The sequence below is a fragment of the Bartonella tribocorum CIP 105476 genome (genome assembly GCF_000196435.1).
In the GTDB taxonomy this organism is placed as follows: domain Bacteria; phylum Pseudomonadota; class Alphaproteobacteria; order Rhizobiales; family Rhizobiaceae; genus Bartonella; species Bartonella tribocorum.
The window spans coordinates 1-23,343 of record NC_010160.1; the positions used below are offsets into that span (position 1 = coordinate 1).

The 23,343-nt window shown below is 35.0% G+C and carries 17 protein-coding genes and 1 pseudogene; 6 read left to right on the plus strand and 12 right to left on the minus strand.

What is annotated here, in order from left to right:
- Positions 1-147 precede the first annotated feature (147 nt).
- From BTR_RS00005 to BTR_RS00015, 3 genes are all read left to right on the plus strand, one after another.
- Positions 148-792, plus strand: a complete 645-nt coding sequence (locus BTR_RS00005; RefSeq protein ID WP_012230203.1) for a recombinase family protein — start codon at positions 148-150, stop codon at positions 790-792.
- A gap of 217 nt (positions 793-1,009) precedes the next feature.
- Complete coding sequence (locus BTR_RS00010) at positions 1,010-1,678, plus strand: ParA family protein (RefSeq protein ID WP_012230204.1); 669 nt, start codon at positions 1,010-1,012, stop codon at positions 1,676-1,678.
- Between the two features lie 16 nt (positions 1,679-1,694).
- Positions 1,695-1,961, plus strand: coding sequence for a hypothetical protein (locus tag BTR_RS00015; protein ID WP_012230205.1), 267 nt, complete (start codon positions 1,695-1,697; stop codon positions 1,959-1,961).
- Positions 1,962-2,270: 309 nt separating this feature from the next.
- On the opposite strand, the pseudogene BTR_RS00020 reads toward BTR_RS00015, so the two are convergent.
- Positions 2,271-3,317: pseudogene (locus BTR_RS00020) on the minus strand (Fic family protein).
- A 143-nt stretch (positions 3,318-3,460) separates the two neighbouring features.
- Between BTR_RS00020 and BTR_RS00025 the strand changes: the two are divergent.
- Entirely contained in the window at positions 3,461-3,802 is a 342-nt protein-coding gene (locus BTR_RS00025; RefSeq protein WP_012230207.1) for a type II toxin-antitoxin system RelE/ParE family toxin, read from the plus strand.
- Positions 3,802-4,116: a helix-turn-helix domain-containing protein gene (locus BTR_RS00030; RefSeq protein ID WP_012230208.1), complete on the plus strand. Its 315-nt coding sequence runs from the start codon at positions 3,802-3,804 to the stop codon at positions 4,114-4,116. The genes BTR_RS00025 and BTR_RS00030 overlap by 1 nt, the downstream gene beginning before the upstream one ends.
- A gap of 132 nt (positions 4,117-4,248) precedes the next feature.
- Here the strand turns inward: BTR_RS00030 and repC are convergent, their stop codons facing one another.
- From repC to BTR_RS00060, 6 genes are all read right to left on the minus strand, one after another.
- Entirely contained in the window at positions 4,249-5,553 is a 1,305-nt protein-coding gene (repC, locus tag BTR_RS00035) for a plasmid replication protein RepC (RefSeq protein WP_012230211.1), read from the minus strand.
- A 2,001-nt stretch (positions 5,554-7,554) separates the two neighbouring features.
- Positions 7,555-8,277 carry a hypothetical protein gene (locus tag BTR_RS00040; RefSeq protein WP_012230213.1) on the minus strand — a complete coding sequence of 241 codons (723 nt, stop codon included), beginning with the start codon at positions 8,275-8,277 and terminating at the stop codon, positions 7,555-7,557.
- Between the two features lie 112 nt (positions 8,278-8,389).
- Positions 8,390-8,968: a hypothetical protein gene (locus BTR_RS00045; RefSeq protein ID WP_012230215.1), complete on the minus strand. Its 579-nt coding sequence runs from the start codon at positions 8,966-8,968 to the stop codon at positions 8,390-8,392.
- An 82-nt stretch (positions 8,969-9,050) separates the two neighbouring features.
- The gene (locus tag BTR_RS00050; RefSeq protein WP_012230222.1) at positions 9,051-9,824 is read right to left on the minus strand and encodes a hypothetical protein; all 774 of its coding nucleotides are present in this window, start codon (positions 9,822-9,824) and stop codon (positions 9,051-9,053) included.
- Positions 9,825-9,906: 82 nt separating this feature from the next.
- Positions 9,907-10,569 (minus strand): hypothetical protein, encoded by a 663-nt coding sequence (locus BTR_RS00055; protein WP_012230225.1) that lies wholly within the window; start codon positions 10,567-10,569, stop codon positions 9,907-9,909.
- A gap of 81 nt (positions 10,570-10,650) precedes the next feature.
- Positions 10,651-11,292 (minus strand): LbetaH domain-containing protein, encoded by a 642-nt coding sequence (locus tag BTR_RS00060; RefSeq protein ID WP_012230227.1) that lies wholly within the window; start codon positions 11,290-11,292, stop codon positions 10,651-10,653.
- Between the two features lie 1,738 nt (positions 11,293-13,030).
- On the opposite strand from BTR_RS00060, the gene BTR_RS00065 reads away from it, so the two are divergent.
- Entirely contained in the window at positions 13,031-13,531 is a 501-nt protein-coding gene (locus BTR_RS00065) for a hypothetical protein (RefSeq protein ID WP_012230229.1), read from the plus strand.
- A 158-nt stretch (positions 13,532-13,689) separates the two neighbouring features.
- Here the strand turns inward: BTR_RS00065 and BTR_RS00070 are convergent, their stop codons facing one another.
- From BTR_RS00070 to BTR_RS00090, 5 genes are all read right to left on the minus strand, one after another.
- The gene (locus BTR_RS00070; protein ID WP_040132227.1) at positions 13,690-18,660 is read right to left on the minus strand and encodes a DEAD/DEAH box helicase; all 4,971 of its coding nucleotides are present in this window, start codon (positions 18,658-18,660) and stop codon (positions 13,690-13,692) included.
- A 586-nt stretch (positions 18,661-19,246) separates the two neighbouring features.
- Entirely contained in the window at positions 19,247-20,866 is a 1,620-nt protein-coding gene (locus BTR_RS00075; protein WP_012230233.1) for a YfjI family protein, read from the minus strand.
- Positions 20,863-21,789 (minus strand): DUF7146 domain-containing protein, encoded by a 927-nt coding sequence (locus tag BTR_RS00080; protein WP_012230235.1) that lies wholly within the window; start codon positions 21,787-21,789, stop codon positions 20,863-20,865. The genes BTR_RS00075 and BTR_RS00080 overlap by 4 nt, the downstream gene beginning before the upstream one ends.
- A 641-nt stretch (positions 21,790-22,430) precedes the next feature.
- Positions 22,431-22,886: a hypothetical protein gene (locus BTR_RS00085; RefSeq protein WP_171815245.1), complete on the minus strand. Its 456-nt coding sequence runs from the start codon at positions 22,884-22,886 to the stop codon at positions 22,431-22,433.
- A 70-nt stretch (positions 22,887-22,956) separates the two neighbouring features.
- Positions 22,957-23,262 (minus strand): hypothetical protein, encoded by a 306-nt coding sequence (locus tag BTR_RS00090; protein WP_012230239.1) that lies wholly within the window; start codon positions 23,260-23,262, stop codon positions 22,957-22,959.
- Between the last annotated feature and the right edge of the window lie 81 nt (positions 23,263-23,343).

Consider the following 23,343-nt stretch of genomic DNA (forward strand, 5'->3'; position numbering starts at 1 on the left):
AAAAGTATCTATTTTTATTTTTGATAATTTTGATATTTCTATCAGAAAAAATGATCATTTTTTATGATATAAAAATATATATTTATTTGACATTTTTTTTGAATAAATATATATCAGTTTAAATCTAAATTGACGTTTTTACTGAACATGACAAAATTTTACGCATATTTACGAGTTTCTCGTGATGGACAAGATACAGAAAATCAAAAGTTTGGATTGCTAAAATATGCTAACAAACATGGCTTTGCCCCACTTCACATTGAAGAGGAAATTGCAAGCAGAGGAAAAGATTGGCGCAAGCGTAAGCTTGGTGCTTTAATTGAAAAAGCAGAACGAGGAGATGTATTATTAACTCCTGAATTTTCTCGTATAGCTGGTTCTTCTCTTGCTGTCCTAGAAATTCTCAAAGCCGCTAGTGAACGTGGTTTAATTTTTCACGTGACGAAACAAAATCTTATCATGGACGGTAGTTTACAAAGCGATATCATCGCAACTGTATTAGGTATGGTAGCACAGATTGAGAGACATTTAATTCAAACACGTACAAAAGAAGCGTTAAGCGTTGCTCGTCAACGAGGGATAAAATTAGGACGCCCAAAAGGAAGCACTGCTACGCAATTAAAGCTGGACAATCACATTGATGAAATTCAAGCATTTATAAATGTTGGTTTATCACAAAACCGTATTGCTAAGACATTAGGAGTTAGTGTGAACACCTTACGTTTATTTATTGAACGCAAAAACATAAAGCTTACAAAGATGAAGCCTATCATTACCATGCCAAGAACATAAGAGTATATTTTAGTACCTTACTATACAGTAAGGTATAATATTATACATTATAGTAACCATTAATTCTGAATGGATTTACGGTATAGGAAAAATAAAAGATCAACTAAATTTTGAATAGAATTTTTCTTATACGTTATATTAACTTATAATTTAGTATCTTATTATATAATAAGGTATAATATCGTATATTATGATACTCTATTTATTGAGGAATTAAATGCCTGTTATCTCTTTTGCTAACTCCAAAGGGGGAAGTGGAAAAACAACCTCTGCTTTACTCCTAGCTTGTGAACTTGCACATGCTAAACCTGTTACAATTATAGATGCAGATCCACGTCACCCTATCACCACTTGGTCTAAATTGCCAAATAAACCGGATAATCTTACCGTCATTACTAATGAATCTGAAAAAACTATTTTGGATGAAATAGAAATAGCATCTGCTAAAGATCCATTCGTAATTGTTGATCTAGAAGGTACAGCTTCACGCTTAACTAGTTATGCAATTAGCCAATCTGATTTTGTAATTATTCCTATGAAGGAACAGCAACAAGATGCTATAGCAGCTATTGAAATTATAAAAGAAATTCATAGAGATATGAAAGCTGTACGGCGTGTTATTGCTTATGCTGTTTTGTTCACGCAATCTAAAGTCGTTGCAAAACCTAGAACTGCTCGTTTTATATCATCTCAATTTAGAAAAAATACAGAACTTGATGTTTTTGAAACAGAAATTAATGAACGTGATGCCTTTTCCGCAATTTTTGCAATAGGAGGTTCGCATCGTAATCTCAATCCCAAAGAAGTCAATAATTTAGAAACCGCAATTAGTAATGTTGAAGCATTTGTTGCAGAAGTTATTAAAAAGCTAAAACAAGTTAAATAGATAAGGAAACTAAAGAATGAGTACAGAAAGAAAACCATTAAATTTTTCAGAACTTGATGATTTTAAACCTCGACAAGCTAAATCTGCTTTAAATACTGTAGAACGTAAAGAAATAGATAAAGCAGTAACCTTTCCAAGTCGTGAACAATCAGATGAAGCACAGATAAATATCAAAGCTAGCATAGCTATAATTAATCGTTTTAAATATATGGCTAAAAAAGAGCGCTATCGCCATGGTGATTTTTTAGAAATATTAATGAATGCTTATAAGCAAGGCGATTAACGTCGTATACCATGATTTCAAAACTTTTCATTCTATTCGGAAATCAATCTCAAAATTGCTTTCTATTTAAGTTTATTATACCTTATGATATAGTACTATAAGGTATAATACTGTAACATAAGGTATCTTAACCACCTTTTGAAATGGCGAACTTCGTATAAAAGCATCACAGCCTACAATAAAAATAGAAAGCTTTATTGGACGATTTTCTAGAAAACTAAAAAAACCACTAACCATTGAAGAAATGAACGAAATTACGGCTTCTAGTTGGGCTAGAAAAAATAATGTAAGAACCAAGAGCTTTAAAAATTAAGGTAGGCTATACCAAATTGACCGCCCTTTCCCATGACGCATCAAAAGACCTTTTTTAACTAATGATGTAAAGGTTGCTTTAAGTGTATTAGGGCTTGCACCGACTTCACGCACCATATCACGGGTTGTTACACGACTGTGATTACGTACATAATCAAGAATATTAAGAGCCAATTCAGATAAAGAAAAAAGAGCGTTTTTTTCACTCTCTATTTTTATTTCTAAATGGCGTTTTTGTTTTTGTAGAGCACGTAAAAAAAAGAGTATCCAAGGTTCCCAATTAGGCGATGATGTATAAATTGTTTTTTGAATCTGATTCAAAGCTAAATAGTAGCTTTCTTTATTATTCTCAATAATACTTTCAAGGGACGAATAGAGTACATAAACATAACCTTTTTGTAACAAAAGTAAGGTGGTTAAAATACGGCTTAAACGCCCGTTTCCATCTTGAAAAGGATGAATAGCTAAAAAAGTGACACTAAAAATAGCAATCGTAAGTAAAGGATGAAGATCTTTTAATTCACTGGTCTTATTGAACCAAGTAATAAGCTCTTGCATTCGATATGGTGTTTCAAATGGTGTAGCTGTTTCAAAAACGATACCCACCATTTCCCCTTGAGAATTAAAAGCTGCTACATCATTACGTGATGTCTTATATACACCTTTATGTCGTTCATCTTTATTGCTATGACACAAAAGATCACGATGAAGTTGTTTAATATGATTTTCTGTAATGGGAATATCACTCCAAGATTGAAAAATTGTTTCCATAACCTTGACATAACCAATAACTTCTTGTTCATCACGATTTTTTAAACTTGTAATTTCTGAATTTGCTAAAAGCTGTTCAATCTCACGGTCTGTTAATTTGCTACCTTCAATGCGTGTAGAAGATCCAATACTTTCAACAGTAGCAATATAACGAAGAGCATTTAATCGCTCTGGAGAAAGAGTTCCAAAGCTACGCTAAACACCTTTAAACTCATCAATCTCAGTAATGAGAGCCAATAATTCTTGTGTGATGTGAAGTGTATTTGTTTTCATACCGGAATATATACCCGATTATACCTGATTATGATACAAATCTTTATAATATTTTTCACATCATATAATCTACATCATTATAATTACGGGTATCACGTATTTTTTATTGACAATATACGGGTATTCCGTATATTGAATAATGTATGCAAACAGTAATTGAAACACCAGCTTATTTAATTTCCGCGAAAGAAGAAGGTGTATCACCTGAAGAATTATTTAATATTGTTTCTTTTATTGCTGCTAATCCAGATGCTGGTGATCTTATGCAAGGAACCGGTGGTGCAAGGAAAGTTAGATTTCCAACAAAGCATAAGGGTAAAAGTGGAGGATATAGGGTTATTACCTTTTTTGGTGGTCAAAATATTCCAGTGTTTCTCTTAGATATTTACAGTAAATCATCTCAAGGAAATTTAACAAAATCAGAGAAGAATGAGTTGAAGAAAATTTTAATTGCACTTCTCGATGAGTATAAAAAGGAAAAATAATGGATAAAAAAAATAAAGCAGGGTCTCGTATATTACAAGGTGCTCGTGAAGCTCTTGCCTATGCTAAAGGTGAAGCAGATGTCACCAAATTTGGTATCCATATTCCTGCTAATGTTGATGTCAAAAAAATCAGAAAACATATTGGTTTAACCCAGACCCAATTTGCAGCACGTTTTGGTTTTTCTGTAGGACGCATTCGTGATTGGGAACAAGGGCGATATTCTATAGATACTTCTTCTCGTTTGTTGCTTTCAATTATTGAAAATGAACCTGAAGCTATTGATCGTGCTCTTAAAAAGTCTCTATTAGCATAAGAAGGGAGTATCGTTTTTCACATCACATCATATTATGCCATAAAAATAGTATGCATAGTATACGTATGATATAAGTAAACCATATGTTAGACGTATGTTTTATGTCATATTGAAGTGGTTTTCATTTTAATTTTATACAAATTGCTTTGAATTTATTGGCATTTTTAAAGTTTTAAGAACTTCATTCAATTCCGATTTAAACAAAGAACTTTTTTGATCATTTGATTTTGTTAGATCGTTTTTTTCTGTTTTTTGCACACGCCAATCGTTCAATTTCTCCTCAAAAGCTTCATTCAGCAATGCATAGAAAGAACGTTCTAGATAGAGTTCTCCTCGATTTTCTTTAGCAATCATACCGCGTAGATATCCCCCAGATGACTTCACGAGTTCTTTGCAATGTTTTTCAAAAATGATAGCAATGGCTAGAGCAGCTTTCTTAGTTCCCATAGTTTTTTTAGCGCTTTCAACAGCATGAGAAGAAATCCCTTTCATTGTAGCTAAAAACTCCATAGATCCGATTAAATCCCTTTCGGATTGCAACCCATGTTTCATGAACATAGCAACATTAGGCAAAGCTTGTGCTAAAAGTTCTGGTTTGATTTGAAGCGATTTACTGTTTTTTGAAGGTAATGTGTTTTCAGTTTTGCTTTTCTCAATTTTTTCATAAGCTTTGTTACAATTACAATTTAAGTTAAGGGTTGTATATTCTATGTGCATTTCGTCAGCGAAATGTCTGTATTTCGTTTTTGCTGTTTTTTGCTTTAAAAATCTCTCTAAAATCCACTGAAAAAGACCTATTGCTTTATGCAATTTTCCCACTGAAGCTTTAGCTGGCCGACCAATAATATGAATGATTTTTTGCATTCTCGAAAAAAGCAAAGATGTAAATGGTGTAGTTTCAATTGATGCATAAGAAGCTTTAATTTGTCGCACCAATCCCTGAAAACAATGCAAAGCGTCCTTTTGTTTACTCTGAGCCTCTAAAACTTCATCAATTTTTTGTTTAAGTTCATGGTATCGCGCAACAAGAATACGTAAATCAATCCCACAAGCAGTTATAATTCCATTACTACGGCTTCGTGATGAATAGCGTTTAAAATTACCAGAATCCCGCATGACAACAAGACCACAATCATAAAGACTTGAAAGCAATATACTCACGCGTGATTCACTACGGCAAATTTCATTACTAAGACAGTAATTGCTTTTAAAAACGATAGGCACTCCACCTTTTTCAAATGAAGACGTCGAAGCTGTATTCAATAAAACTAAGAGAAGTTTTGCTTCTGTCTCTTTAATCAAACCAGCCATCTCTAATTTTCTAGCCAATCCGATTAATTGCCCCCGACTTACAGACCCCATTTCAGCAGTTTCAGCTAATTTTCTATATTCTATATGATGCGCACTTAACTTTCTTCCGAAAACTTTATTAACCATAATTTTAAAACCTCTCTATTGGAGGCAAAAAAAACGTTAAAAATATCCCGTTTCTACAAAATTTCTCTTGCAGAATGCATTACGATAAATTAAAATGAAAATTACTGATTTTTTAATTCACCGTATTGTAGTATTGTACGTAGTATTATACGGATATTTTTAAAAGCCCTTCTGTTTCCGCAGTTGGGTTTTTATTTTTTTGCCATTATGTCTCCTTTTATTGTAACGACTCATATTTCTTAAAAAGCATGAGTAAGCGAAAGCTATATTAAAAGGAAAATATTTTCAATATGGTAAAGATTTTACAAACAAAGCTACCCAAACAAATTCTAGATAAAACCATAAGAAAATTTTATAATTCATTCTTATGATAAAAATGATATCTTCTTTTCATTTCATTTGAATACACACACGCGTTATAATATTTACATCATGATTTGCTTTTTATGATCTATTCATACATGGCAATTTCTATAAAAAATGGTCGATTAAATGTTGAATCACGGACAAAAAGGTGGACTGAAAGGTGGACTGTAATAAAATTAGAAAATTAATTTACTGATTTTATTACGTTTTTACACGCAGTACGGTTCCTATATTAGGAACCGCATTGTTAAATGCAAGCATTTGAAGTGTTATCACGTGATAAAATAAATTAATGGAAACCAAATTGTTCAATCGAGGAAATAGATTGTGTATAAAAAGAAAAAAGAAAAATTTTAGATTAATTCACTGTTTGAATTTAATTTTGAATCCACACTTTTATGCATAATTCATTTGACTATTTTTTATATAAGATTGGCATGTATGAATAGACCATAAAAAGCAAATCATGGTGCAAATATTATAACGCATGTAAACGTTCAAATGAAATGAAAAGCAGATATCATTCATAACAGTTCATAAATTTTATGATACGTTTTTATCGCAGCACAAATCACATTGTTTAAAATTTAGTTGTTTGGAATTATCGATAACATACGTTTAAAGAATGGTATGAGTTTTGCTCTTTTTTGAGCGAAACCTTCAAAGGAATAATTGTTTAAAACTGTCATAAGCTTATAGGTTTAATTTCTAAAGATTGCATAAGAGGATTTAAAGACAAGATTGATTTTATAACCGCGGTATTTTTTTACCGAGGTAGGAAATAAACAGATAATGAAATTCAAAACGTTATATCTTACGAAATCAAAAGCCTTTTAATGAATAGATTGCAGGCTAGTTTTTAAGAACGGAATTATTCGCTTCCACAAAAAAATGGAGGCGGCTAATACCACAGCAGTAAAAGACTATTTTACCTTAGATATGGTACTAAAAAACGTTTTAAAAGTTACCATTTAAAAGCACAGAGTACAAATATAGAGCGATTAATTTGCAAAAAAGTTATGTTTGAGTGCAAAATAAAAAGACGCTTATGAAAGCTTTTCTAAATACGTTTAAACGTTTGAAACTGATGTTTATCAGTTTTAAAGTCTTGCGTTTGATAAAAGCGGCTGTTTATTGTCTTATGAGAGTTTGTTTTAAAAGCCAACGTTTGCAAATGTAAAAAACGGGTTTTGTTAAAGCTACCAAGCGTTTTGATTTTATAGAATGCGTTATTTGAATTCACTCAGCTCGATTTTGAGCTTAGTCTATTGAAACGTTTTAAAAGAAGCATTGTGATCATGGGCTTTATTTCAAATGACTACCTCACGAGGAGGGTGTTATGATTAATACGTTTGAGAGCAACGAAAAGCGTTTATAGGCTCTCTCATTCAAATGAGTGATTAAAGATCATACGCATCATACATTTCTTTTGATAAGTTTTCATATCTTGAATAGAGCGCTTGTAATATAATACGTTTTGTATATATGCATTCATTACCTTATGGTAGATGATTCATTAGAGAATAGACATTTGAAAGCCGCGTTATATCAGTTGGCACGGCTTTCTTTTTGAATTCTCTCTTTTATGATGGGTTTATAGCCATAAAGAAGGCACTCCCATGCTTGTTATTTATGCTATTTTTCAATCTTGACGACATTATCTTTTTCATAAACCTCATAATCTTGATCAACGACCCTTACATGGCTTTTTAGATCTATTTTTGCTTTCCCATAGGCACGCCCATAGACCTGTACAAAACCAGAGATTTTCGCATTGCCATAAACAGAGCCATGAATTTGTGCATGGCAATTAATAATAGCCTGTCCATAAATTTTTGCACCGTTGTAAATACAAGCAGAGCCAGAAACCTTTGAATGACCATAGATCATGGCATGATCATGAACCAAAACACCATGAGAAACGCGCGCATGTTGATAAATATGGGAATTGCTATAAATGATGGCGTGATCACAAACATGAGCATTGCCATAGATATAACCTGCTACATGAGCATTCCCATAAACACACGCATGGTCATAAACTTTAGCATATCGAGTGATTAAAGCCTTTCCATAGACCTCAGCATTGCCATAGACATGCCCACGCACCTGAGACAGATGGCGTACTTTAGCATGATCCGAAACGACGGCATTGCAAAAAACAGTAGCATCATCATAGACCCAGCAATTGCCATCATGAGAGAGGTTAGTTTCATCTTCAATAAAGCCCCCTAGATCCCCCGCCTTCACATCATCAAAGTCTCTTAAAGCACGAATGCGATAAAGATTTGTAATTTGCTTAGTAAGTCTATCTTTAATCTGTTTGATTTGATTGGTTAATTCGTATTTTTTGCACATAGGGATACCCTCACAATCTAATGTGTTAAACGTTTTCTAAAATTTGAAATGGAAAATTGGATTGAAAGCAGGCGCCCCCGCCGCGCCCGCATTTTATTTACGTTACATTAGGTTAGACCCATACAATTTCTAACTCACCATAAGGAGAGAGACGTTCAGTATAGGTTTTAATTTTAGTAGAGCCGCCGACATTTTCACGAATAACAGCAATGCCATGGATATGAGCATTTTCATAAATATGCACGTCATTTGCTATACGCGCGTTTTCATAAACCCTAGCATTGTCATAAACATAGGCATTATCATAAATAATAGCCTTGCCATACACATGAGCATTGCCATAGACACGGGAATTATCAGAAACAACGGCATTGCCATAAACATGCGCATTATCATAAATATAGCCAGCAGCGATAGCATTATCATAAACGCGGGCATGACCATAGATATGACCACAAGCGACAGCCTTGCCAAAAACCCTTGCGTTTTCATAAACGTGACCATTTTTAAACACAAGAGCATCATCATAAACCCAGCAATTGCCATCATGAGAGAGGTTATCTTCCTTTTCGATAAAGCCCCCCGAGGCACCAGCTTTAACATCAGAAAAGTCTTTTAATGCTTGAATACGATAAAGGGTATGATTACCAAATACACGCGTTTCATTTGTGAGTGCAAACTTTTTTTGCATAACACTATTCCTTTATAAAGAAGATTAAATTTTAGAATGAGATTTTTTAAAGAGGGGCGCCCCCGCCGCGCCCGCACGTTATTTACGCAGCGTCTTTTCTAGACTGATTATCATCACAGATATCATTCGTAATTTTTTCACGGCTATTAACCACGGCATTACCATAGATTTGTACATCATGATCAATATTGGATTTCCCATAGACCTTTGCATTGTCATAAATTCTTGCAAAGGACCCCACACGAGCCGAGCCAGAAACATTGGCATCATCATAAATACTTGCATAACTCTTAATCCAAGCATTGCCATAAACATGCGCATTGCCATAAATACACCCCCCCCCATAAATGCGTGATTTACCATAGACATGGGAATTTCCATAAACAAAGCCACTCACATGAGCATTTTCATATACACGGGCGTTATCGTAAATATGTGCACTAGGAGAAACATTAGCATTATCACAAACCATGGCATTGCCATAAACATAGCCACAGACCCTAGCATTGTTACTAATTTTTGCATTGTCATAAATGCTAGCATCTTTACCAAAAACCCATGCCTTATCACAAACCACGGCATTCCCATAAACTTTAGACCCCCTAGCAATAATGGCGTCATTACGTATTTTTGCATTATCAGAAACGACGGCATTGCAAAAAACGGTAGCATTATCGTAAACCCAGCAATTCCCATCATGAGAGAGATTGCTTTCATTTTCTATAAAACCACCTAATGCCCCCGCCTTAACATCATCAAAATCTCTTAAAGCACGAATGCGGTGTACAGTAATCCCTTCAAAAGTATGATTTTCATTAGTTAATTCGTATTTTTTAGATACAGTTATAGTGGACATAGGTATCTCCCTAAGTTCATATTTGATAAATTTTAGAATGAGTTGTTTAAAAGGGGCGCCCCCGCCGCGCCCGCGCCATTATTTACGCAGCGTTATTTTCAATAATCTTTACAACTTTATTGCCTTCATAAACCTCACAATTTATGGGGACCGAACATAAACCGCTATGTCTTTTTATCCTTGCATTCCCATAGACATTCCCTCTAATCACGATATAACTAGAGATTTTTGCATTGCCATAAACAGAGCCATAAACATCAGTATGACAGCCCACGCTAGCATTCCCATAAACCTTGCCATAAATTTTTGCAGCGCCACTGATAACAGCATGATCATAAACCACAGCATTCCTATGAATACGAGCGCTTCCTGATAATTTTGCATTGCCATAAACCCGCGCCTGATGATAAACCCAAGCATTATAAGAAAGATGCGCATTGTCATAAACATGGGCATTTGCATAAACGCGGGCGTGATCACAGACATGAGCATTGCCATAAACAAAGCCCATTATAATAGCCTTATTAAAAATCTTGGCATTTTCGTAAATATGGGCAGGATTTAAAACAAGAGCATCATCATAGACCCAGCAGTTTCCATCATGAGAGAGATTGTTTTCACTTTCAATAAAGCCGCCTAAAGACCCAGCTTTGACATCATCAAAATCTCTTAAAGCACGAATGCGATAAAGAGTTTGATTATTAAATACACGTGTCTCATTTGTGAGTGCAAACTTCTTTTGCATAACACTATTCCTTTATAAAGAAGATTAAATTTTAGAATGAGATTTTTAAAGAGGGGCGCCCCCGCCGCGCCCGTGTCTTATTTACGCAGCGTTTTTTAGTGACTGGTCATTATAGACAATTTCTTTATTACAGACTTCAATATTATTGCGAACCCAAGTATCACCTTTGATAACCGCATTGCGAAAAATCTTTACATTTGGAAAAATACAAGCATATCCGGAAATTTTCGCATTATCATAAATCTTTGTATCATTAAAAACACAAGCGTAATAATGAACATGAGCATTACCAAAAATATGGGCATCCGGATAAATACGTGCAAAGCCATACACATGAGCATTGCCATAAATATGGCCAGCCACAACCGCCTTGCCATAAACCCTTGCATTTTCATAAATACAAGCAATATTATTCACATGGGCATACCCACTTACAACGGCATTATCGTAAACCCTTGCATTGCTATAAACCTTGGCTTTACCGCCGACCCAGCAATTGCCATCATGTGATAAATTACTTTCACCTTGTATAAAACCGCCTAACTCACCTTTTTTGACGTCTCCAAAATCTCTTAAAGCGCGAATTCTATGAAGTGTTTTAAAGCCAACCTCTATTGTTTCACCTGTAAATTCGTATTTTTTTGCAGGCTGTTGTTTATTAACAGATGCGGTTTCATTTGAAATGTTAGAGAGAAGGGGGGTGTTGTTTGAGATATTTGTCATATTTAAAACCTAATCGTTAGAAAGTTTCTATTGACACCCTATAAGAGCATCGGGCGCTAGAAACACGGCGATTAGTCCGTTGTCACGCTTTTCTCATAAGAGTATTGTATGGCGTAACTACACCCGACAAAATCCTCATATACTAACAAAAGCATAAAAGAAAGTCAGTATTTTAAAGACATGGGAGAGGTTGTTTCGTAACCTATCCGCTAATCGTTAAGTGTTTCTATCACTTGAGTATTTATATAACAAAATAGGTATTTATTGTCAAATAATATTTTATCTTTTTTGATATTTTTTTGTATTTTTTTAATTGCATTATGTATTAATGTTATCATGTTCTTATGAATTGCTTCTTTTATATTTATATGCTTTTAAAGCTATATTATGGGCTTTATAAAACGATTGCGTTGTTTTTTGAATCTATACATTTATAATATTTAGAAATGCTCTCATAATGCGTATTTTTATCCTTATAACCTATCTGTTTTTTCACTAAATGAATTTTAATTTTTTTGTGAATTTTGTTGATAACACATTTGCAATTTAACAGCCTTTTATAGAGATGGTTTTTATAACCAATGCTTTCATTTGCATTATGATTATAAAACCTTGCTGTTTTTATGCATTCTCTATAGCTGTTATATGCTTTATAGCCATGGCATCATTTTTCATTTTCATAAGAGAAACGATAAATAGGATATATGATAATTGCGATTTATAGACTGTTATGAAAATATCTAAAGAGAAATTGATCATTATAGAGATCAGTAAAATCCCTTTTAATAGACCGTGTCAGTGTTGTCAGTTTTGTCAGTTCTTTTTAAACCCTATAATTATTTTTTCAAATGAGTAAAAATTAAAAACATTATCTTTCAATAGGTTAATGTCTTTAAAACACAACTCATATCAAGAGTACAATCTTTAAAGATAACCAATGATGTGAGTTGATTAAAACTTGTCAGTTATGTGTCAGTAAATTGAACTGACAAAAGTGATCATTTTAGTGAGTGATTAAAGCGTATCTTATGAAAAGCAACTGATTACGTTATCAAAATCCCTTTTATGAATTTTATCAGTTCTTTTGAATGATAACCTTATGATTTAGAGAATGATTACAACGTGCTTTATGAAAATCATGTGATCCTTTAAAGCTTTTCAAAAGATAGCTTGTAACTCATAAGAGATGTTATCAAGATCATTATGTTATGAGTTTCGAGGGTTTTGAAGGTTTTGAGGGTTCCTTTTATTATTAATTATTTTATTTTTTTAATTAGAAATAAAAATTATTATATTTCAATATGTTAATGTTTTAAAGAAACAACCTATGTTAAATATAACGTGTAAATACAATCTATGATATACATTTAAGAGGGTTTTGAAGGGGTTTTGAGAGTTTTAAGAACCTTCAAAACCTATAAACAAAATGAATATATATAACTCTCTTTAAACAAAGCTTTTGAAAACAATAAAGCTATCATTTTAGATTACGGTATAACTTCTTAAAAGCAATCGAAAAAAAATTATTTAAAAATTCAAATCGTATCTTTAATTTGAATTATAAATACATTATTAGACTTTTGACATTAATCAAAGGTTTATGATGATGAAGTTTTTTATTTTACTTTGTTTGTTAATACTCACAGCTTGTGGTCCTATAACACATTTGAATGGAATTGTTGATCCAAACTACAAGGGACGATTTCAAACGAAAAAGGTGGTCATAGGAGGTGTTGGCATGTCTATTTCTGAGCAAAAAGAACTTGAAGACACCTTTGAGAAATCCCTCGTTAAATACAATGTACAGATATTGAGAGGATTAGATCTTTTCCCTCCAACTCGTAATTATTCCTATAACGAGAAAGAGAAAATTATAACAAATAAAGGCGCAGATGCTCTCCTAATAGTTAGCGTTGATAATCGTGCTATATCACAGACGTATATCCCGCCAACATATCATCCAGGAACCTCTACAAGTTCTATTTCGGGATTTGGAAACTTTGCTACTATAAAAACTGAGACGACACCAAGTTATGTAACCGGTGGATATAATATTAGTAAGCCCGCCATAAGTGTTAGTGTTTCCCTTATTCACAATACAAAAAACAAAGAAACCATATGGCTAGCAAAAGGCTATAGCGATGGAAATGCTTTTGCATCATTTTCTAATCTCATAGTAAGCGTTGCAGAAACAACTGTTGAGAAACTAGCCAAAGAGGGGCTTATCGTCCCAAAGTAGAGTTAGGAAAATAGCAGCATAATCACGAATTTTAGCCACAAGTTTGATGTTAATAAAGCTATCATTTTAAAGCTTATATGTAAGCAATGTATAAAGGGATATAGAACTTATACCCCTTATGCGTTTATCATACCCATTATGTGAGCATGCTTTATAAGTTATTCAGTTTTTCTTATTTCTAATTTTGGTAAGTTTTTTACGATTTTCATGGTTTCTAAACTTACGGTAATAACCCTTTGAAACAATTCGAGGGGGTAAGCAGGGTTGCCAACGGTTTCAACAGCATAGCGATTAGCATCATTGACAATGCCGCTCTTTTTATCTGTTTTAACACATTGACGCCCCATCACCCATTCAAGAGCAGGTTTACCATTGACGATATACTCATAAGCTTCAAGAGGGATATCTGTTATTGTGATATTGCTGTTATAAAAAACAGTCGATTTATCCTTTTCCTTACTATTCTTAATTTTTGCGAATTTCATTTCAGTCACATAATAAAACTTTTCGGGATTAGAAATCTTTGTCAGTTTTGGATTACCCTTTTTAAAGGTCACTGGATACGGCTCTACATCTTCATAATTCACGTGCAAATGACCTAGTTCACGCCCTGCTGTTACAAATTTCCAAAAATCATCAGCACTCTTTACGCAAGGGATACGAGGCAGTTCTTTAGAGAGGTTATCAGCATAACGAGAGCGATAATCTTCCGAATGAAGTATACCGTAAACGTAATAGAATAAATCATCTTTTGTTATGGTTTCATTAGGATAAGCCGCTTTAAAATGTGCTAATCCTTCATCAGTAATGGCATCACGCTTCTGTAAACCAGCTGTTTTGCTTTCTTCTGTAGAGTTTGTAAATAAATGGGATTGTTTCTCACTTTTTCTTTTTAAAACTGAAGTATCTTCGTAAAAATATCTTGGAAAACATTGACCAGTATGCACTGCATGAAAATTAGGTAAAGCCTTAGTCATTAAAGCAGAAAAAACTGTTTGAGTTCCCGTACCTGTAATTTGTATTACCATATTTTCAACGGCTTGCCCCATCGGAAATATACGCGGCATTTGGTAAACCATATCATTGAAAATGCGATTATAATAGAGCCATTGCTGTATAAAAGGACGATATAAACTTTGCGTAAGATATGCATTTTCAAACTCAAAAAATTTACCTTTTGCCAACTCTTGTTTAATAGAACGGCTCCAACTAATTTTGCTTTCATCTGAATTTACAAAATCATTTACAGCATTAGTACGTATTTTACGGTCAGTGTGTGCATAAGTATTATTAAAACGTTTTACTTCGCTATTATAGAAGGTAATCATATTACTCATGTTCTTCGCTAAAGCTTCACGACTTGAATTGTAAGCCCAAGCGTCACGATTGGTTTTTAGACCACATGAAAACGTTTCAAAGAATTTTTTACCATGACCTTTTTTATTACCCAAAGCTAGAAACGTTTCAAAACTATCATCACGTTGATTTATCCAATCACCATGCTCGTCTGGTGTAATTACTTTCCAACCGTTTTCGCATGTAATACCACCAATGCTCCTAAAGTATTCAAGAGCAGTAAGTTTTTCTTTTATCGTACGATTATTACCAATATCATGATAGTAAATTTTACACTCTCCAGAAACATTGGGATTTTTGATAAACAGTGTTATAGCAATACCCGTCATACTCCCATTGCCAAAAACATTTTCTCCTTCTTCAGCTTTCCCGTTGCTTAACATATTTTTACGAATATCACCCCTCAGATTGAGAACATAAATACTCGTAAATTCTTTGGCTAAAGATTTTCGTAAACCGTCCATTGTTGATTTATCTATATAACCAGAACCAGAAACAAAACCAATTATTCCAGCATCAGCAATACGGTCACTAGCCCAGCGAATGGCACGAATATAACTATCATAAAGTGCTTGTACATTAGTTGCTTTCGATTGAGCTATATAAGTCTCACGAATACGGTTATTTAAAATAGGATAAGGAGTATTCTTTGCATTATCATTTTCATTCTTTTGTCCTACCGAATAAGGAGGATTACCAAAGATAACTTCAATATTTAGATTTTTCTGGAGTTCTAAATATTCACTGTTTTCTTTAAATAATTTTTGCAGAAGGTTCTTCTCTTCAAGCATGCGGAATGTATCTGTCAAACCAATATGCTTGAAAGGGATATATTCTCCTTTCATGATACTATGATAGGTTGCTTCGATATTAATCGCTGCTATGTAATAAGCGAGTAAGACAATCTCATTGGCATGGATATCATGACGGAACTTGTATTCCATATCCTCTGGTTTGATGAGATCTGATTGTAATAGCCTTGTGATAAAGGTCCCCGTTCCAGTAAAAGGGTCAAGAATAGAGACACCACGTGATCCCAAGCTTTTTCCAAATTCATTACGCAACACATCATCAACAGAATGAATGATAAAATCAATAACCTCAACGGGCGTATAAACAATCCCAAGCCTATCCGTGGTTTTCTTAAATGCCTTGGCAAAAAAGCTTTCATAAAGCGTAATAATAAGATTTTGCCTTGCTAAAGGCGAGGTAATCCCAGAAGCACGAAGCCTTACACTGTTATAAAACTCTTGTAATTCCTTAGATTCTTCCTCGATATTGGTTTTATCGAGTTCTGTTAAGATTTTTTCCATAGCTTGCGAAATGGCATTGTTTTGCACAAACTCATTTCCATCAAACAAGGCTTCAAACACGGGACGCGTGACAAGATGTTGCGCTAACATCTCAATCGCTTCCTCTTGTTTGATTTCACTGTTTAAGTTGTTCTTTAATTCCTTATGAAAGGCATCAAAAGCATGAAAGGCTTCACTGTTTTCATCAGCAAGCAAGTTTTGAAGATGATTGATATGGTTTTGAGCAATCTCAGCCACATTGCCCGCCCAATTTTCCCAATAATCCGCAATAGCAAATTTCTTCGCAAGAAGGGTTTTCAAAGCATTGGGAAACTCTTTATAAAAAGGTAATCGTCCTGTTACGCTATGAATAATTTGTGGTTCATGAGCGGCTTTTCCAATCTCAAGACCCATATGTTCTGATTTTTCATGGATATGAAGTTTATCCTCAACCGCGGTCATGCTCTTTAAGGCTCTAATCTCCAAAACATCACTAACGTCTTGCCCTAAAATCATCTGGTTAAGGGTGATTTCAAAATTCTCATCATGAGCAAGCAAAGCATTGATCACTTGCCAGACCACCTTGTATCTTTTGTTGTATCGTAAGGCATGTTCAGCAGAAACCCCAGCAGGGACCCCAACGGGTAAAATGATGTAGCCTCTCTTTTTACCTCGTGCACGCCGCATGATACGCCCCACCGCCTGTATGATATCCACATGACTTTTCCGCGGGTGTAAAAACATAATGGCATCAAGAGCAGGAACATCCACTCCTTCAGACAGACATCTTACATTGGTAAGTACACGGCAGGTATTTTCCCCCGCATCTTCCTTAAGCCAATCAAGGGCTTTATGACGCGTTTTGGCACTTTGGGTTCCATCAATATGATCAAAGGTACAGTGAAGCGGCGGGGTATCTTTATAGACCTTATGAAGATTAAATAATTCTTTCTGTATTTCTTCAGAATTGAAGGTTTTACAAATGCGTTTAGAGGTTTTGATATCTTTACAAAAAGCCAAAGCCCGCCGCATGGGATTGGGGTCATCATTTAAATCAACTTTGAGATCTATTTTAGCAAGGGCTTGATAACAGCCTATGATCTTGGTTTTATCATCAAGGATAAGTTCATAATTCTCATCAGTCATCAGATGTTGAATGGATTCACTCACTTCCTCTTCATTAATCCCCAAAACAATAATCTTATAAGGTGCAAGCAATTCATTCTGAACGGCTTTTGAGAAAGTATAGGTATAAAGCTCTTTTCCATAGAGCTCTTCATCATCCATAGATGCGAGAACGGCATTGATCTCATCGGCATTCTTTTTGGCATCATCGGTAAAGATCTTGGGGGTTGCTGTCATATACAGACGTTTTTTGCCTTGAATGATGCTGTTATCATGAACCTTGATAAAATCAGATTCATTATCCTCTGTTCCCAATGAAGCCCCAGTGGTACGGTGTGCTTCATCACAGATGATCAGATCAAATTCGGGTAAATCATACTTTTTTTGTGCATCGGAAATCACTTGGATTGAATGGTAGGTTGAAAAGACCACGGTCATTAAATCATGGGAAACCTTACCCGCTTTGCTCGCCAGTTCTTTTGCATCCGTTGTTGCAGGCAAGGCAAGATCAGAGCTATCAAATTCAAGAGCATCATTTTTATTATTCTTACGACGCTTACCCACTTGTGTATCCGAACACACGGCAAAGGAACGCAAGGGTACTTCTGTATCTTCTGTCCATTCACGAATTGTTTGCGATATGAGAGCGAGAGAGGGCACCAGAAACAATACACGCTTGCCTTGACCTGCTATCTGTTCTGCTATCTTCAAACTGGTGAAAGTCTTGCCCGTCCCACATGCCATAATCAGCTTGCCACGGTCTGCTTCTTTTAAACCTTCACAGACTTTCTCAAGGGCTTCTTTCTGATGATCTAAAAGCTTTTTTTTCGGTTTCTCTTTAAGGACGGCTTGTCCTTGTTCTTTATAAGCCCCCCAATCGATTTGACTGTTTTCTAAATCAAACAGATTAATCCGTTGAGGGCGGATTTCTTGTCCTTCACAAGTCAGTTCAACATTGTCACTCCAATCTGTTTCGGTGCTATCAACCAGTATGCGACGGGTGAAGATCTTTTTGCCCGAGGCAGCAATAAAGCTATCAATATCTTCTTTTTTAATGATGTGAGAGGCGTCATAGCATTTACATTGAATAGCCGCATAACCCCCTTCATCACGGATTGTCGCCACCAGATCAATCCCAATATCAGTTCCATCTTCATCATGCTCTTGCGCCCATTCCAAATAAGTTTGAACCTTTTCGTATTCTTGCTTTTGAAGCGGGTCTTCACTCAAATAAACCATGACAAGGTTTTCAAACATGGTTCCTAATTCACGGGGTGATTTAGCTTGTTGACGATAATATTCCAACAGAGAGCGTAAAGTGACGAGTTCATTATCAGAATGATGAGAGCAAAGCATAAAGGATAAACTCCATAACTATCTACGATACAGATTAATTCTCTTCAAAAGAATCGAAATGAAGCTTATTAAATCCATTTTGAGTAAATGGTGAAAAAAATGTAGAAAAATGCGAAAAAACGGATAAATTTTTTCAAAAGGGTTTTTTAAAGGTTTTTTATCAACAGCCCATGACATGGGATAAGACCAGCAAAGTAGTGAAATTTGCTATTCGTTTTATGAAAAAAAGACAAATGCACTATGTGCTTTTAAGATATCGGAATGAGTATTTTGATAGGTTTTATGAGTCATTTTATAGAGAGGTTTTGAAGGTTCTTAAAACTCTCAAAACCCCTTCAAAACCCTCTTAAATGTATATCATAGATTGTATTTACACGTTATATTTAACATAGGTTGTTTCTTTAAAACATTAACATATTGAAATATAATAATTTTTATTTCTAATTAAAAAAATAAAATAATTAATAATAAAAGGAACCTTCAAAACCTTCAAAACCCTCGAAACTCATAGTTGATACGTCCTTTGAAGGTTCACTTTATGAATAAAGGGGATAGGGTTTAATCCTTCATAAGACTTCCCAATGCCTTATTGGGGTGTCTTATGCCCCTTCACTAAAGGATTCCATTCATAGCGTATGGTAGGTCGACCGCCTTGTGAGCTCTTGTCTTCAGAGATTTCACGAATATAGTTACAACGGCATAAAAGCTCTAAAGCTTGTTTAACGGCTTGATTGTCTTTTAAAGAGGTCCAACTTCTTTGATGAATATCACGGTGTGTAAAAACATCGGGTAAATGATCACAACGCTCGACAATTAATTTGGCACGCTCTGCTATTAATGTATTCCCCGCCGCATAAAGACGTTTGACATGACTTAACAAATATTTTTCCCAATACAAGGCTCTTTCAAGCGCATTTCTATTGATTTCAAAACGACCACCCTCAACCAGTTCAAAAATCAACGCAAGGATTGGTATGGTTTCGTTCATTTTTATAAGATGCGCTTGTAAACTTTCAGAAAAATGACCATCATTTATTTTTTTCTGAAAATTTTCCCACCATTCACGAAAGATCTCTTGGGCTTCGGCAGAAAAGCGCATGGTTATCGGATATTTTGGTGATCCTAATGGTTTATCATAAAGAGAACGAAAAACCCCTTGATAACTTTCCCATGCCTCTTTTTTAGCAGGTCTATCGACCCATAACCGCTCTTGTCGTGTATCGGGAAAGATCAGCATTTGAAACCGTTGCAATAAACCATCATCGTTTATCCCACGGTGCATGGCTTTAATGAGTGGAATAAGGCGTGTAGGTTGAATGCCCCCTATGATTGAAAGGGTTGCATTGGGAATATGAATGGTTCCACGCCCAATCCGGTCATAGGTGTGTGATTGATTGCCATTAAAAGCTTTTAGATAAAAGGAACGGTCTGATTGATATTCCTTTCTTTCCAAATTGGCTAAAAAACCAGTCAGTTCATCACACACCATTAAGAGACCACGGGGGTTTTCTTTCAACAATTCGCCTAGCTTTTCTACGGTCACATCATTGACGATAAGACGTCGTTTTATAGAACTATCATCTTCTTCACTTTCTTTGTGTTCAAGAGTTTGTGAAAGAAGAGCAAGGGCTTGTTCCTTATCTTGATTTTTCAATGCTTTGTAAGCTTTTCTTTTATTTTCTTTTATTTCTAATTCATTGAAGATTTCTTTTGTTTTTTGCTGTTTTTTCTTCTTTTCCCACTCTTGATACCATTCATTTTCAAAGATAGAGAGAGGTTTTAAAGCAGCTTGCATGGTAGGTGATTTCATGGTCGAAGGTTGCCCCACAACGGCACCCCAGAGATTAGGAACAATTTTCCAATTATCATCATGTTGTTTTGGGGCAATCCGCACGCCATTACCAATAACGGCAGCCAAAGCACAGAGAGCAGAGATAGCAATAAAATCCATAGGGGCTTGTTGGCTATCCGCAACGTCATAAACATAGTCCATTAATGACATTGGCAGCTGTAATACTTTAAAAGGCTCGACGGGTAAGAGAGTATATTCAAGTGGTTTTAATTCCCCCCAACCATTTTGTTGCAATGCGATTTCATAAGGAATGGCTTCTAAACAAGTCTTATCATTAAAAAAAACATTATCGTTATCATTGAATGAAACATTTTGATTGTTGGCATCGACAATATTGTTTTTATTCTCTCTCATTTATTTATACCTTTTCGTATCAAAACATCATTGAAATCTAGACCGTAGGGGGCTTGCATCATAAAAACCTCAAAGCCTTGTCTATAAGCGCGCGCAGCGAGGTTAAAACCTGCTTTACGACCCGCTTCATCACCGTCCATTGCAATGGTGAGACGGGCTTTGGTTTTGGGTAAATTCACACGCATCATGCCATGGGTTGAAAGGGACGCCCATAAATCAACGGGCTCTGATAACAACCCAGACAGCAGAGCCAAACCGGTTTCAATGCCCTCACAAATGACCAGATGTTTTGGATTGGCTTGACTTAAATGCACAGCACCACCCATGACAGAACCCAACATGGCTTTGGCTGGTTTTTGATCTGTTTTGCACCCATTGTTTTGTAAAAAGGTTCTATGAATGGCAAAGGAACCAGCCCCCTTAACAAGAGCAATCAACGCGGGCAATGTACCCCCAGAGGGGTGTAGACATTTGTCGTAAAAGCATAAATCAGCAGGCAAATCACATGTGATCCCCCGCATACGTAAATAGGTTTCTGCTAAAGTGTTTTTAATTGGTTGGCTTTGTTGCCAAATTACTTTTGCTCTCTCTGCTTTCCTTTTTGCTTGTTTGAGATCAGCACAAAACTGTTTGGATAAAGAAAGCGTATGAGCACAAGCTTTATCAAAAAAGGCTTGTTTACTAAGCAATCCAATTCTAATAAGCGCTTGTATGATCTCTCTAAAAGAGCAGCCAGCATGACAATAAAGTAAGAGACGCCCATCATGTCCATTTTTAATGGATAAGCTAGGTAGCCTATCATCATGAGCGGGACAATGAGCAAGTCCAGAATCCCCATGCCAAGAACCACGTAATGCGTAAGTAATTTTTTGAGCTGTTGTATACAATGTATAAGCGTTGCCTATAACATGTGTAAAATGCATAAAAATCCCTCACTAATACTTGCATTTCAGAACAGCTTCTGTTATTTCGGTATTGCGACTATCGAAATACTTTGTCTGTCTTAAAAGGCGAAGTTTTCTTTAGGCGGCGTTTTTGCAATGTTGGCTTTTTGCTTTCTTGACTGTATCATGGATATTCGCTTATAACCAACATGGTAGGCGTAAGCTTGTAAGCAATGCGCCGCCAATATATCTCTTATATCAATTTATTTTGCAGTTTTATGGACTGTAAGAAAGAATTGAGTTTATTTCATAGAGAACCCCTCCAAAACATTGAATACATTTTGGTTTAATTTTTAGAATCAATTTTATCTAACTGTATTAAACTAACAACTCTTGGTAAGTTTTTCCAGTGAAAAAATGATTTTTTTATTTTTTAAAAACAAGATTTTGTGTTTTTTTCTTATGATAAAGACAAGATTTTGTAAAAAACGTTATGGATAAAATCATGGCGTAATAATCTAATAACTTGGTGTTGTTTGATAATCTTTATTATGCTCTTTTGAAGAAAATTTTATCTGCTTAGCTTGTGTTGTGTTTTAAAGCATCATTTACTTTGCTTCTAATTCAATTTCTTTAAAGGATATTACAGTGACAGAATTAAGGGAATGATCTTTATTGGATTATAGATCTATACCAATAGCTTTAGCTTGCATCTTTTCATAGAGTTTTTGCATTACCTTTATATTGTCTCTTCGCACATCAAGGATAGACTTTTCAATATCTGTTAAACGCGCTTTATCGAGATTTCCCAACCGTGTATAATGTGATGCTATTGCTTGGCGTGCTTCGTCGTAAGGCAATCCGCCTTTACGATTTTTAGGTAAACTATAAACCTCATTTACTACCTTATATTGAGCAGGATTACTAACAAGGATTATGTGCTTCTTAATAACATCTATTTCCATTAATGCTGTTTTAAGACTATTAATCATAGCCTTACTATTTGCATATCTGAGCAAATCGTTTTCTACAAGACCGCGTTCCGCACCAAGAAGTAATGATAAATCACCGCTTTTTTCAATATCACGGAGATAACTACACAAATCACTTCGCACACCATGTAGTCTTTTGGTCATCAATGCTTCATCAAGACCTTTTACATAGTTATTTTCGCGAACAAAAATACGTTCTAACTCCTCAAATTCCTTAGAAATGATGACCTCCTATGATAACATCTTTATCTAACCAATCGGGACCATATTCTTTATCAGCATCTTTAGTAGAAAATCCCATATCACGAATAAATTGCGCCCCATGCCGCTTTTTAAGAAACAGCAATGTATGTGCTGGAGGTTCAGTCATTGCTAACCATTCCCATGCTGCTTGACTGTCATTTGCTTTATCTGCTGCTTCTGATTCAGCAGTATAAATACAGTTTTGATCTAAACCACCTGCTCGTAACTCCTCACGTTCAGCATCAGTCATATAACTTTTGGGTAATTTCTTTTGCATAGGAAATTCCTTTCTGTAATCTGTCTTGAAATATTAATCTAACGATTAAACCTGATCAATCAATTTCCTATCGGCTCTTTT